The organism is Enterobacter sp. Li2LvB3, assembly GCF_056156645.1.
In genome coordinates this window covers 160,595-173,309 of the sequence record NZ_JBSICG010000008.1, presented here as the reverse complement: position 1 = coordinate 173,309, position 12,715 = coordinate 160,595, and the positions used below count along the sequence as shown (strand labels likewise).

Annotated in this window: 8 protein-coding genes; 2 read left to right on the top strand and 6 right to left on the bottom strand. The window is 56.7% G+C overall.

The genetic code is table 11. The features are described 5' to 3' along the window. Positions 1 to 34 precede the first annotated feature (34 nt). The 6 genes from fhuB to hrpB form a co-directional block, all read right to left on the bottom strand. Entirely contained in the window at positions 35 to 2,017 is a 1,983-nt protein-coding gene (fhuB, locus tag ACS603_RS09120) for a Fe(3+)-hydroxamate ABC transporter permease FhuB (protein ID WP_474944132.1), read from the bottom strand. Beyond that, complete coding sequence (gene fhuD / locus ACS603_RS09115) at positions 2,014 to 2,901, bottom strand: Fe(3+)-hydroxamate ABC transporter substrate-binding protein FhuD (protein ID WP_474944131.1); 888 nt, start codon at positions 2,899 to 2,901, stop codon at positions 2,014 to 2,016. Before fhuD ends, fhuB begins: the two co-directional genes overlap by 4 nt. Beyond that, the gene (gene fhuC, locus ACS603_RS09110; RefSeq protein WP_474944130.1) at positions 2,901 to 3,698 is read right to left on the bottom strand and encodes a Fe3+-hydroxamate ABC transporter ATP-binding protein FhuC; all 798 of its coding nucleotides are present in this window, start codon (positions 3,696 to 3,698) and stop codon (positions 2,901 to 2,903) included. The genes fhuD and fhuC overlap by 1 nt, the downstream gene beginning before the upstream one ends. A gap of 50 nt (positions 3,699 to 3,748) precedes the next feature. Beyond that, positions 3,749 to 5,959: a ferrichrome porin FhuA gene (fhuA, locus tag ACS603_RS09105; protein ID WP_474944129.1), complete on the bottom strand. Its 2,211-nt coding sequence runs from the start codon at positions 5,957 to 5,959 to the stop codon at positions 3,749 to 3,751. Between the two features lie 237 nt (positions 5,960 to 6,196). After that, positions 6,197 to 8,722, bottom strand: coding sequence for a bifunctional glycosyl transferase/transpeptidase (gene mrcB, locus ACS603_RS09100; protein ID WP_474944128.1), 2,526 nt, complete (start codon positions 8,720 to 8,722; stop codon positions 6,197 to 6,199). A 149-nt stretch (positions 8,723 to 8,871) separates the two neighbouring features. Continuing rightward, the gene (gene hrpB / locus ACS603_RS09095; protein ID WP_474944127.1) at positions 8,872 to 11,301 is read right to left on the bottom strand and encodes an ATP-dependent helicase HrpB; all 2,430 of its coding nucleotides are present in this window, start codon (positions 11,299 to 11,301) and stop codon (positions 8,872 to 8,874) included. 73 nt (positions 11,302 to 11,374) lie between these two features. On the opposite strand from hrpB, the gene thpR reads away from it, so the two are divergent. Together thpR and sfsA are read left to right on the top strand one after the other, a co-directional pair. Next, positions 11,375 to 11,929, top strand: coding sequence for an RNA 2',3'-cyclic phosphodiesterase (gene thpR / locus ACS603_RS09090; protein ID WP_182059617.1), 555 nt, complete (start codon positions 11,375 to 11,377; stop codon positions 11,927 to 11,929). Further along, positions 11,919 to 12,623, top strand: a complete 705-nt coding sequence (gene sfsA / locus ACS603_RS09085) for a DNA/RNA nuclease SfsA (protein ID WP_182059616.1) — start codon at positions 11,919 to 11,921, stop codon at positions 12,621 to 12,623. Before thpR ends, sfsA begins: the two co-directional genes overlap by 11 nt. Positions 12,624 to 12,715: the final 92 nt, after the last annotated feature.

Here is a 12,715-nt window from a genome sequence, read left to right as displayed (position 1 = left end):
TCCCTCAGCCCACAGGGAGAGGGTGAAACACATCCTACCGACTCTGCTTTCTCAGCAGATAAATAAAGTACGGCGCACCGATAAAGGTGGAAAGCAGTCCTGCCGGGATCTGATACGGAAACAGCACCATCCTGCCGCACCAGTCCGCAAAGACCAGCATCACCCCACCAGTGAGAGCAGACATCACAATATGCGGCATTGTCCTGCGAAACCCCATCATTCTGGCGATATGCGGCGCCATTAATCCCACGAAACTCAATGGACCAATGGTCATGGTGGCTGTTGCCGTCAGACATGCTGCCAACAGCAGCAGAGCCACGCGCGCAGGCGTCAGCGCCATCCCCACCGCACGGGCGGCTTCACCGCCCAGTGGCAGAATGGTCATCCAGCGGCGACACAGCGGTACAATTGCCAGCAGCACAATCATGACCAGCCCGGTGTGAACCACCTGGCTGCCAGTGGCGCTATAGGTCGAACCGGAAATCCAGGTCAGGATCTTCGCCATACGCGGATCGCCGCTCGCCTGTAGCATCATCAGCAGCATCGTAAACGCGGTGCTGAGCGCCATCCCGGCAAGCAACATGCGGTGAGGAGAAAATCCTCCACGCCCCGAAGCGACCAGAATGACCAGCAGCGTGGCTGCTGCGCCAATACTCCCCGCTGGCATTAACCAGCCGAATGCATTCCCCGGCACCAGGAACAGCATCAGCACCACACCAAACGCTGCGCCAGAGCTGATACCGAGCACTTCCGGGCTTGCCATCGGGTTACCCGTCAGACGCTGGATAATGCACCCCGCGACAGCCAGCATCACTCCTGCAATAAGCGCCGCGAAGATCCGCGGCCAGCGCCATTGCAGCAATTCATTGAGCAAATCACCGGTAGCCCAGTGCCAGCCGGTTGCATCGCGCCCCAAAGAGAGCGCTGCAAAGGAAGCCAGCAGCAGCACGGCCAGGCCCGCAAGGCTAAACCACAGCACCGATTGACGCTCAGCATACACTTTATCGCCCGCATCCATTGCCGGGGCGCTGATGCTTCGCAAGCGCGGCAGCAGCCACAGCAACAGCGGCGCGCCGATAAGCGCCGTCACCGAACCGGTGGACACTTCCATCCAGACGCGCGCCAGCCAGAGAATAATTTGATCGGAAAGCCAGAGGATCAGCGCACCAATCAGCGGGGCCAGCATCAGACGCGCCAGCAGACGCCGCGCGCCGAGCATTTTCGCCAGTAGCGGCGCAAATAGCCCGATAAAACCGATAATCCCTACCGCATTGACCAGCAACGCGCTGAGCACAATCGCCAGCGTCAGTGCAGCCAGACGCGCCAGCGATAACGCCAGGCCCAGGTTGCGCGCCACGCCGTCATCCAGTCCCATCAGCGTTAACGGACGCAGCAGCAGCAGGGTCAGCAGCACACCACCAGTCAGCTGCGGCCACAGACGCTCAACAACGCTCCAGTCAGTCTGGGTGAGGGTTCCGGTACTCCACAAGAACATGCTTTGCAGCTGGTCGTGATGGAACAGTACCAGCAGCTGATTAATCGCCCCACAGTAAAGGCTGACCACCAGCCCGGCCAGGATCAACGTAACCGGTGAAAGACGTTTCCCCCAGGCCACGCCAAAGACCAGCGCACCCACCACACATGCACCTGCCAGTGCTGCAAACTGCGAGGTTAACGCGCCGGGCAACGCCCACAGTGTCGTAATGGTGATCCCAAGCTGGGCACCAGTCGCCACGCCAAGCGTGGTTGGCTCTGCCAGTGGGTTACGCAAGACCTGCTGGAATAAGACGCCCACCAGCCCCAGCCCTGCCCCCACCAACAGCGAAATGGCCAGACGCGGCAACAGGCTGTAGTGGAAGAGCATTTGCTGAATATTGTCGATGTCTGGCGCAGTCAGCGCAGCGCCCCACTGCCCTCGCGGGAGTGCCGTTGACAGGTTGAAGGCGGTTAATGCCAGCGCGACAAGGAAAATGACCGTCAGCAACAGCGCCGGAAAACGCGCGATACGCGAACTCATGCTTTGCCTCCCAGCGCGCCATCCAGTACACGGGCAAAATGCATGGCCGAAAGCGTTGCACCGTAGAACCACACTGCCGGAACCCGCTGGAATCGCTGCTCGCGTACAAACGGCATGGCCTGCCAGAGCGGGGTAGACATCAGTTTTTGCATTTCTCGTTCGTTGCCGTGATCAAAGCACAGCACATCCACATCGCGAAACGCCGCCAGGCGGTCGATCCCAACGGTCGTACTCCCCCAGAAGGTCATCTCCCCGTCCCAGGCGTTGCGAATACCAAAGCTATCAAGCACTTCCTGGAACAGGCAATTTTGCCCAAACACCAGCATATGACGGGCATCCAGCAGGGTTACCATCAGAAGCGGCCGTTCACCGCGGTGAGCAAAGCGCGCTTTCAGGCTGTCGATCAGAGCGTCGAATTCGTCGAGATGCTGTTTCGCTGCCGCCTCGCGGTTCAGGAAGTGCGCCATCTCGTTGACGGAATTTCTCGCCATCGTCAGCGGCTTTTTGCCATCGCTGAAGGAGAAACCACGCCCGGGCGCAATGCGCGCCATTGTCGCTTCCGACGGGCCATAACCCGCAGACCAGAACAGAAACGAGGGTTTCATTTGTGTGAGCAATTCGAGGTTTGGCTCCGTTCGCAGGCCAATATCAATAACCGACGCAGGCAGTTTTGGTTCGTTCACCCACAGGTTGTAGTTAGGGATATCGGCAACGCCATACGGCGTAACACCCAGCGCCAGCATCAGCTCAACCGGCAGCCATTCCAGTGCCACAATACGATGGGGGTCGATAGCGGTAGCCCGCGCCGTGTTCATTTTTAACAGCAGCGGCGAGAGCGCTATCGCCGTCAGTAAGCGACGGCGGCTAATCATTGGATCCAGCATCAGTACACGAAGCTCACCGGTGCAGCCCCGGCAGGGTGAGGCAAAATACCCATTGGAATACCGTAGATGTGCTCTAACGTTTCGCTGCGCATCAGTTCAGACGGCGTGCCCTGGGCGATCATCTCGCCACCACGCAGGGCGATAAGATAGTCACAGTAACGTGCCGCCATGTTGATATCGTGCAATACGGCAATCACCGTCAGACCACGCTGCTGGCTTAGGCGATGCACCAGCGCCAGCACGTCGACCTGGTGGGCAATATCCAGCGCAGAGGTCGGTTCATCAAGCAGCAGGCAGCGGCTGTCCTGGGCAACCAGCATCGCAATCCACGCGCGCTGACGTTCACCACCGGAAAGGCTGTCCACCAGGCGGTGCGCCAGCGGTTTTAATCCGACCAGCGCGATGGCCTCTTCGACTTTCTGTCTGTCGGCCACGCCAAAACGCCCGAGCGCGCCGTGCCACGGATAACGCCCAATCGCCACCAGTTCACGCACCGTCATCCCTTCCGCCTGCGGCAACTGCTGCGGCAGATAGGCCACCTTGCGGGCAAAGGCTTTGCTGTTCCAGCTATCAAGCGGTTGTCCGTCCAGCAGAATGTCACCCTCTGAAGGAGGCTGATGGCGTCCGAGCATCTTGAGTAACGTTGATTTACCGGAACCATTGTGACCAATGAGCCCAGTGACTTTACCTGCGGGGAACGTCAGAGAGAGCGGATGCAGCAAGGTGCGCCCGGGTACGCGAAAGGAGAGATTATTGAGCGTAAAGGTGGTGTCGGATTGCGTCTTAATATCCTGCATGTCAGCCAACTTAAATAAACAGGGCACGGTAAACCGTGCCCAAAGAGAGATTAGAAGCGGAAGGTCGCGGTAGCCACAACCTGGCGTCCTGCGCCCCAGTAGCAAGCGTACTCGCTATAGCAGCTGGATACATACTCACGGTCAAAGATGTTATTCACGTTGACGCCAACGGAAGAGCCAGGCAGGCCAAAGCGCGCCAGATCGTATTTCACCGTTGCATCCGCCAGGGCATAGCCTGCGACATTAAATGATTGGTAAGCTTTTGAAGATGCTGCTGAATAGTAGGATACCGTGTTACCAATGTAACGGGTGCCCGCACCAACGGTCAGGCCGCTCAGTGCCGTCTCGTGGAAGGTATAATCCGCCCACAGGGAGGCCATGTTACGTGGTACTTCCGCCGGACGACGGCCTTCATACCAGGTATCGTGGGTATATTCAGCATCGGTGTAGCTATAAGATGCCGTTACATCGATGTTGGCATTGACGGCTGCCTTAGCTTCAAGTTCGAAACCACGTGAACGAATTTCACCGCCCTGCACGCTAAAGCCGCTGGTCGGGTTCGCCGGGTCGGCCGTCAGGTTGTTGTTTTTGGTCAGCTGGTATACCGCCGCCGTCACGACAACCGGAAGATCTTTCGGTACGTATTTCACACCCACTTCGTACTGCTTGCCGCGCGCCGGATCGAACGGTTTACCGTCCTGCGTGGTTCCTGAAATCGGCTCGAAGGATTCGCTGTAGCTGAAGTACGGCGTGATACCGTTGTCGAACAGGTAGTTAATACCGCCACGCCAGGTAAATGCCTGATCGTTAATTTCTGCGGTGGTTCCGGTGGTACGGGTCAGCGCAGAGGTTTTAGCGAAGTCGTAGCGGCCACCCATGGTCAGCACCCACTTATCCCATTCAGCCTGATCCTGAGCATACAGGCCAGTTTGTTCCTGACGGTTAAGCACTTTGTACAGGTAGTACACGTCAACATTTGGGTTGCCATACGCAGGCTTGGTCATGCTGATCGGGTCAGCTGTGCCATAGTCGGCATCAATGTCATTACGCATACGAAGGTAATCAACACCGGTTAACAGGGTATGATCAACGGCGCCGGTCGCAAATTTGGACTGAAGCTGAGTATCAACGGTGAAGGAGTTAAGATCTTCATCGGAACGGACGTATGCGCGGCTGATTTGCGCTGGTGCAATATAGCCGCTACCGTAGACAGAACGATAAAGCGTGTTGATTTTGGTGTAACGCAGGTTTTGACGCACGGTAAAGGTGTCGTCAAACTGATGCGAGAAGCTGTAGCCCACCATTTTCTGACGACGGGAGATTTTGTTGTCTTCCTCGCCTTCGTTAAAATCGGTCGGCAGCTTGTGCGCTTTGCCGTTGGCATCATAGTAAGGCACAACGGTACCTTCCCGCGGCAACCAGCCGTAATAACCCGCATCCGGATCGCTCTGGAAGTTGCTCAGGAAAGTGAAGTCTGTTTTATCATCCGGGCGCCAGCTGAAGGAAGGCGCAATGGCATAGCGGGTGGATTTCACCATCTCCTGCTGCGCATTTTCACTGCGTCCCAGACCGGTCAGGCGGTAGGACCACACGCCGTTGTCATCAATGGCATCGCTGAAATCGAACCCGGTTTGCCACAGGTTATCGGTGCCCATTTTGAACTGGATTTCTTTCAGTGGCTCGGTTGTTGGTCGCTTACTGACCATGCTCACCACGCCACCCGGGTGGCTTTTGCCGTACAGCACGGAGGTCGGGCCACGCAGCAGTTCAACGCGTTCCAGGAAATACGGATCCATGGACGCTTCAGAATAGTTATCGCCCTGTAGCTTCATCCCATCCAGATATTGGTTGGTATTGACGGTGCTGGAAGTGGTGAAACCACGGATAGAAACCACGTCATAAGTGGTAGATGCACCGCGAGTCGCAAAAACGCTTGGCGTATAGGCCAGTGCCTGCTTCACCGTACCCGGCTGTTTCATGTCCATCTCTTCACGTGTCACCACGGAAATAGACTGCGGGGTTTTCTCAATAGGTGTATCGGTTTTGGTCGCCGTTGCGGTGCGTTTTGCCGCAATCGTTGGAGCTGGACCCCATGCACTTTCCTGCGCGGCCGGAGCGGCAGTCACAGTGATGGTTTCTTCTTTATTTGGGGTTTCGGCGGCCTGTGCAAAAGTGGACATGCCGGCAACCGCTGTGGCTACGACAACTGCGATTTTACGCAGCGACGTGTTGATTGGCTGAGCAGTATTGGAAAGCGCCATGTTGAATCTCTGATGTAAAAGTGAATGATAACGTAAACGATAATTATTATTATGACCGCAGCATAATAGGTGAAACGCTGGCGGTATAGCAAGCAGTATGCGGCCCTACAAGAATTAAGGGTTTAAGAATTAATCAAGAGAAAACGAAGGGTTAATCAGAGTTAAAACTGGGGTTAACAAAATGAAGGATACAGGTGAAAAAAATACCCCCTTCCGTGGAAGGGGGTATTGAAGGCGTTAGTTACTGCCGAACATGTCTTTGATCCAGCCTGCGACACCGTCGCTGTCTTTCTTCTCATTCTGCTGCTGCGGCGGCTGTTGTTGCTGCTGCGGTTGCTGCTGCTGAGAATTCGAATCAAATGGATTACCAGGCTGCTGAGGCTGGCTCTGCTGGCACAGTGAATCCGGGTTCGTTGTCCAGACAGGCAATGAACGCATCCCGCCGCCACAGACAAAGTTACCGGAATCATCCACACCCATATCAACGACATCTTCCGGTGCAACCAGATTCAGCGGTACCGGAGACTGATTTGCCAGATAACGCTGGTAAATCGACATTGCCCCGCTCGCGCCGTACAGCTTGGTTGGCTGGTTGTTATCGCGCCCTACCCAGGTGATCACCACTTCACGGCCATCAATACCGGCAAACCAGGTATCGACGTTGTTGTTGGTGGTCCCGGTCTTACCCGCAAGATGCAGGCCAGGGTACTTAGCACCTAACTGACGCCCCGTGCCACGCTGTACTACCTGCTGCATGGTCCAGAGTGTCATGTAGGCTGCCTGCGCCGGAACCGCGCGCTCCGCCTGCGGGAAGCTCTGATACAGCACGGATCCATCTTCAGCAATGACGGAACGCAGGGCGGAAAGTTGCGCCCGGTTACCGCCACTGGCGATAGTCTGGAACGCCTGCGCCACTTCGATTGGCGTCAGGTTCAACGCACCGAGGATCATCGCCGGAACGGGGTTCAGCTGCTCTTTAGGCACACCAAGCTTCTGCCAGGTATCCGTAATCGCCGGCAGACCCAGCGCCATACCCAGGTTAACCGTTGGCACGTTCATAGAACGCGTCAGAGCATCCACCAGCATTACCTGGCCACTGAACTGTTTGTCATCATTCTGCGGCGACCACACCTGGCCATTAGGCTGGCGCAGGGAGATTGGCGCATCGGCAATCCAGGTGTTCAGACGGTACTGATTTGGCTGGCTGAGCGCGGTGAGATAGGTCGCCGGTTTTGCCAGAGAACCAATCGAACGACGCGCCTGCATTGCACGGTTATAGCCCGCAAACTGCGGCTCTGCCCCGCCCACCATCGCACGAACTTCGCCGGTGTTACGGTCAACCACCACCATTGCGGTTTCAAGGTCACTCAGCTTGCGCTGTTTTTTCAGCGCCGGAATGCCGTCAACTGCTGCTTTCTCCGCCGCATCCTGAGCCACTGAATCGAAGGTGGTAAAGATCTTCACGCCGGATAGATCTTTCACTTTATCGCCGAGCTTGCTCTGCAATTCCTGGCGAACCAGCTGCATAAAGGCAGGCTGAGGAGAGATAACACCACCGCGCGGCTGCACACCCAGAGGGCGAGCGCTCAGCATGTCATACAGCTCCTGATCGATAACCTGCTGTTGTTGCAGCAGACGCAGCACCAGGTTACGACGCTCCAGCGCCAGCTTCGGATTACGCCACGGGTTATAGATGGATGCACCTTTAACCATGCCCACCAGCAGTGCCTGCTGGTCGAGGCTCAGCTCTTCAACCGGGCGGCCAAAGTAGTACAGGCTCGCCAGCGGGAAGCCGCGGATTTCGTTATCACCGCTCTGACCGAGGTACACCTCGTTCATATACAGCTCAAGAATACGATCCTTGCTGTAGCGCGCATCCATCAACACAGCCATGTACGCTTCGTTGGCTTTACGCCAGTAGGAGCGTTCGCTGGAGAGGAACAGGTTCTTCACCAACTGCTGGGTCAAAGTACTCGCCCCCTGCACCGTACGTCCGGCTGTCAGGTTGGCCAGCACCGCACGACCTATGGAGTAAAGGCTGATACCGTCATGCTCGTAGAAGTGACGGTCTTCGGTTGCCAGCAGTGTATCCACCAGCAGATCCGGGAAGCCGTTACGTGCCACGAACAGGCGCTGTTCGCCATTCGCAGAAGAGAGCATGGTGATAAGACGCGGATCGAGTCGGAAGAAACCGAACTGGCGGTTGCTATCCATGTTCTCGATGGTGTCCAGTCGATCGCCATCAAAGGTCAGACGCGCGCGCACCTGGCCTTCTTTACTGTCCGGGAAATCGAACGGACGGCGGATCATTTCGATGCTTTTCGCCTGCACGGTAAATTCGCCAGGACGAGTCATCTTCGACACCTGGCGATACTGTGTGGCTTCAAGCAGCTTCACCATCTCATTCTTGCTGATCGACATATCTGGCTCAAGGTTCACCATGCGACCATATACTGCCGCAGGCAACTGCCAGACTTTACCGTCGATACGGCTACGGATCTTCTGATCCAGATAGACGCCGTAGATAGCCATCAGAACAACAAAAACAATGAACAGCTTCACCAACAGCCAGAACCAGCCGCGTTTTCCACGAGGCTTACGCCCTTTGCCTTTTCCTTTACGCGGCATCGGATCTTCATCCTCATAATCGTCTTCATAGTCATCATCGTAATCTTCATCTTTACGACGACGGCTCACCTTTTCTTTCGCCGGACGCGCAGGTTTCCCTTTACGTCCTATTGGCTCGCGGTCATTCCCCGCCATGCTTTTTCTCCGCAACATTCAGGCGCAAAGGCCAGATTCTCTTTTCTTCCACATCACCGTGAAAGAAGAAATCTCTCAAAATTGTTTTCTCCCTCTCCCGGTGGGAGAGGGTCGGGGTGAGGGCATCAGGCCGCACTCATCATCCCCTTTCACGAATATTTCTTCGTCCGCCGTGTCGGTGCCGTATTTGCCGGGTCATCCGGCCATACGTGTTTGGGGTAACGCCCCTTCATCTCTTTTTGCACTTCACGGTAACTCCCCGCCCAGAACGCGCTCAGGTCGCGGGTTATCTGCAAAGGCCGGTGCGCAGGAGACAGCAGCTCCAGCACCAGTGACACACGCCCTTTCGCAATGGACGGTGTGTTCGCCTCGCCAAACATCTCCTGCATCCTGACGGCCAGCGCAGGGGGATTATCCTCGTGATAACGAATGGCAATCCGGCTTCCGGTCGGCACAGTGTAATGCCCAGGCAGTTCACTATCCAGACGTTGACGTAATGACCAGTCCAGTAAATTCTGTAACGCGTCCTTAACATCCAGAGCTTTTAGTGCCTTCAGCGAGTGTACACCGCTCATTTGCGGCAGTAGCCAGCGCTCCAGAGAAGCCAGAAGCGTCTCATCATCAACAGCGGGCCAGTCATCTTCCGGCAGCCACTGCGCCGCACAGTGCAGGCGAATGCGATACTGCTCAGCCTCTGGCGTCCAGTTCAGCGCGCTCAGCCCCTTTTCCCGAATGCCGTTAAGCATTGCCTGATGCAGTTCGTCTTCGGACGGTTTGGCCAGCGGTTTTGCGCCGAGGGTGAGCTTGCCTATCTGGCTGCGACGAAACGCCTTCAGCGTCCCCTGCACATCATCCCATTCAACGGTATCGGATTGCTGAAGCAGCTGCGGACACGCCCGCGTCAGGGCATCAATATCGACCGCAATGGCCTGGAGGATCCGCGCATCCGGGGACTGGCTGCCCTGCAATAATAGGGGTGCAATAAGCCATTCGTGCCGGGTGAGGGCATCATCGCTGTCCAGCATCGCCCCCATGCCGTTTGCCAGTTGGTAACGCCCGTCCAGACCGCGACGCCGGGCGACTCTGTCCGGGAACGCCTGCGCCAGCGCGCTGGCAATACGGCTGCTGTCCGGTGTTCCGCCACGGCTGTTGAGCCGCCGGCAAAGCTGCTGCGCCCGCTGCTGCCAGTTTGGCTGATTGCGTGAAAACGCCATCGCCAGGTCGCTGTTTCCGCCGCGCGGTGGCTCCTCCAGAATCGCCGCCAGCTTTGCCGCCGTGGCAATGTCATCATCATCTTTTGCCGCCACCAGCATGGCAGCCAGACGAGGATCATTGCCCAGCGCGGCCATTTTCTGCCCCTGCGTGGTTAAGCGGGTGCCATCCAGCGCCCCCAGCCGGGTCAGCAAGGTACGGGCAGCCGCCAGGTTCACCGCAGGTGGCGGGTTCAGCCAGGTCAACTGAGCCGGGTCCGGGCAGCCCCACTGCAACAGATCCATGACAAGGCCGGAAAGATCGCTTTGTAAAATTTCAGGGGTACTTTGCTGCACCGCACGCTCGGCCTGCTCTGCGCTGGTGAGATGCAAACAGATCCCGGGCTCCAGTCGCCCTGCGCGGCCTGCCCGTTGGATCATCGATGCCTGGCTTATCCGCTGCGTGAGCAGCTTTGTCAGCCCGGTACGCGGATCAAAACTGGCGACGCGCTCCTGGGCGCAATCCACCACCAGGCGAATGCCTTCAATGGTTAAACTGGTTTCTGCAATATTGGTTGCCAGCACCACTTTACGCTGCCCGGCAGGGGCCGGAAGAATGGCCTTACGCTGTTCATTTAACGACAACGCCCCGTACAGCGGGCAAAGCACCACATCGCTCCCCACGCGGGTTGCCAGTTGTTCCTGCACACGCTGGATTTCCCCCACGCCGGGTAAAAACAGCAGCAGCGAGCCCGACTCCTGTCGCAGTAGCTCTGCGGTGGCAATCGCGACGGCTTCGTCAAAGCGCTGATGCGTGGTCAGCGGCTGATATCGACGTTCAACCGGGAAAGCACGCCCCGCGGAGGCGATAACCGGCGCACCAGGTAAGGCTTGCTGTAATCGCTCGTTATCCAGCGTGGCCGACATAATCAGCAGTTTGAGATCGTCACGTAGCCCTTGCTGCACGTCCAGCAGCAGCGCCAGGGCCAAATCGGCCTGTAGGCTACGTTCATGGAATTCATCCAGAATGACCAGACTGATGCCGGTGAGTTCAGGATCGTTTTGCAGCATCCGGGTGAGAATGCCTTCGGTGACCACTTCCAGCCGCGTGGCCGGGCCAACACAGGTTTCGGCACGCATTCGATAGCCTACCGTTTCACCCGGTTTCTCGTTCAGCAGCTCTGCCAGACGCTGTGCCACATTGCGCGCAGCCAGCCTTCTCGGCTCCAGCAGGATGATTTTCCCGTGAAGGTTTGCCTCTTTGAGGATCTGTAGCGGTAGCCAGGTTGATTTCCCCGCCCCCGTGGGCGCGTTAAGCAGTACCTGCGGGGCATGTTGTAAAGCAGCAAGCAGCTCAGGAAGTACGACGGCGACTGGCAATGAGGACACTAACAGCTCCAGAGGGTTAACATTAGTCGGCGTACATTGTAGCATCGCCACATATCATTACCGAGTCCCCTGTATGTCTGAGTCGAAACGACTGTTTTTCGCCATTGAGCTGCCCCCCACTATTCAACGCCAGATTGTTCGCTGGCGTGCAAGCCATTTCCCGCAGGAAGCAGGCCGACCTGTTGTCGCGGCAAACCTGCACCTGACGCTGGCCTTTCTGGGCGATGTCAGCGCTGAAAAGCAGCGCGCCTTAGCGTCGATGGCCGGACGTATTAGCCAGCCCGGGTTTACACTGCACCTGGATGACGCCGGCCAGTGGCTGCGCTCCCGGGTGGTATGGCTCGGGACTCGCCAGCCGCCGCGCGGTTTGTTGCAGCTGGCCAACATGCTCCGGGCGCAGGCCGCGCGCAGCGGTTGCTACCAAAGCCCGCAGCCTTTTCATCCCCATATTACCCTGCTGCGCGACGCCAGCCATGCCGTGGCCATTCCGCCGCCGGGTTTCCACTGGTCTTTTCCGGTGACGACGTTCGCGCTTTTTGAATCTGTCTTTGCAAAAGGACGCACCCGATACACGCCTGTACAGCGCTGGACGCTGGGCGACACCGTAAGGAATTCCGATGAAGTTTAGCCCCGCGCTTCAACACGCCACGCTCATTCAACGCTACAAACGCTTTCTCGCGGACGTTGTGACGCCTGAAGGAGAACAGCTGACGCTGCACTGCCCCAATACCGGTGCCATGACCGGTTGCGCAACCCCGGGTGACACTATCTGGTATTCGACATCAGAAAATACTAAACGTAAATATCCCCATACCTGGGAGATGACGCAGACGCAACAAGGGGCATTTATTTGTGTCAACACATTGCGAGCGAACCAATTAGTTAAGGAAGCCCTGATCGAAGGGAATATTCCTGAACTAGTGGGTTACAGCGTTCAAAAAAGCGAAGTGAAATATGGCGAAGAAGGCAGCAGAATTGACTTTATGTTACAGGCGGAAGATCGGCCTGAGTGCTATATTGAAGTAAAATCAGTGACGTTAGCGGAACAAGAAAACGGCTACTTCCCGGATGCAGTAACGCTGCGTGGACAAAAGCATCTGCGGGAGTTGATGAGTGTAGCGGCGGCGGGCAAGCGCGCCGTATTGCTGTTTGCAGTATTGCACTCGGCAATTGAAAGATTTTCTCCTGCCCGCCATATCGATCCCAAGTACGCGCAATTGTTGAATGAGGCACAAAAGCAGGGGGTGGAGGTTTTCGCTTATAAAGCGGAACTTTCTGCCGATAATATGACTCTGAGATCCTCTCTCCCCGTGGTCTTATAAAGGGAGTAGTCGATTGATTATTATGTGTTCTGGTCGCGTGCGCAAATACGCTTTTCCTCACAGGCTTGTCAAGTGTTACGTATAGATAATTG

Excerpts from the sequence above, each read along its gene's own strand:
- fhuB (WP_474944132.1), bottom strand. The coding sequence starts at position 2,017 with ATGAGTTCGCGTATCGCGCGTTTTCCGGCGCTGTTGCTGACGGTCATT.
- fhuD (WP_474944131.1), bottom strand. The coding sequence starts at position 2,901 with ATGCTGGATCCAATGATTAGCCGCCGTCGCTTACTGACGGCGATAGCG.
- fhuC (WP_474944130.1), bottom strand. The coding sequence starts at position 3,698 with ATGCAGGATATTAAGACGCAATCCGACACCACCTTTACGCTCAATAAT.
- fhuA (WP_474944129.1), bottom strand. The coding sequence starts at position 5,959 with ATGGCGCTTTCCAATACTGCTCAGCCAATCAACACGTCGCTGCGTAAA.
- mrcB (WP_474944128.1), bottom strand. The coding sequence starts at position 8,722 with ATGGCGGGGAATGACCGCGAGCCAATAGGACGTAAAGGGAAACCTGCG.
- thpR (WP_182059617.1), top strand. The coding sequence starts at position 11,375 with ATGTCTGAGTCGAAACGACTGTTTTTCGCCATTGAGCTGCCCCCCACT.
- sfsA (WP_182059616.1), top strand. The coding sequence starts at position 11,919 with ATGAAGTTTAGCCCCGCGCTTCAACACGCCACGCTCATTCAACGCTAC.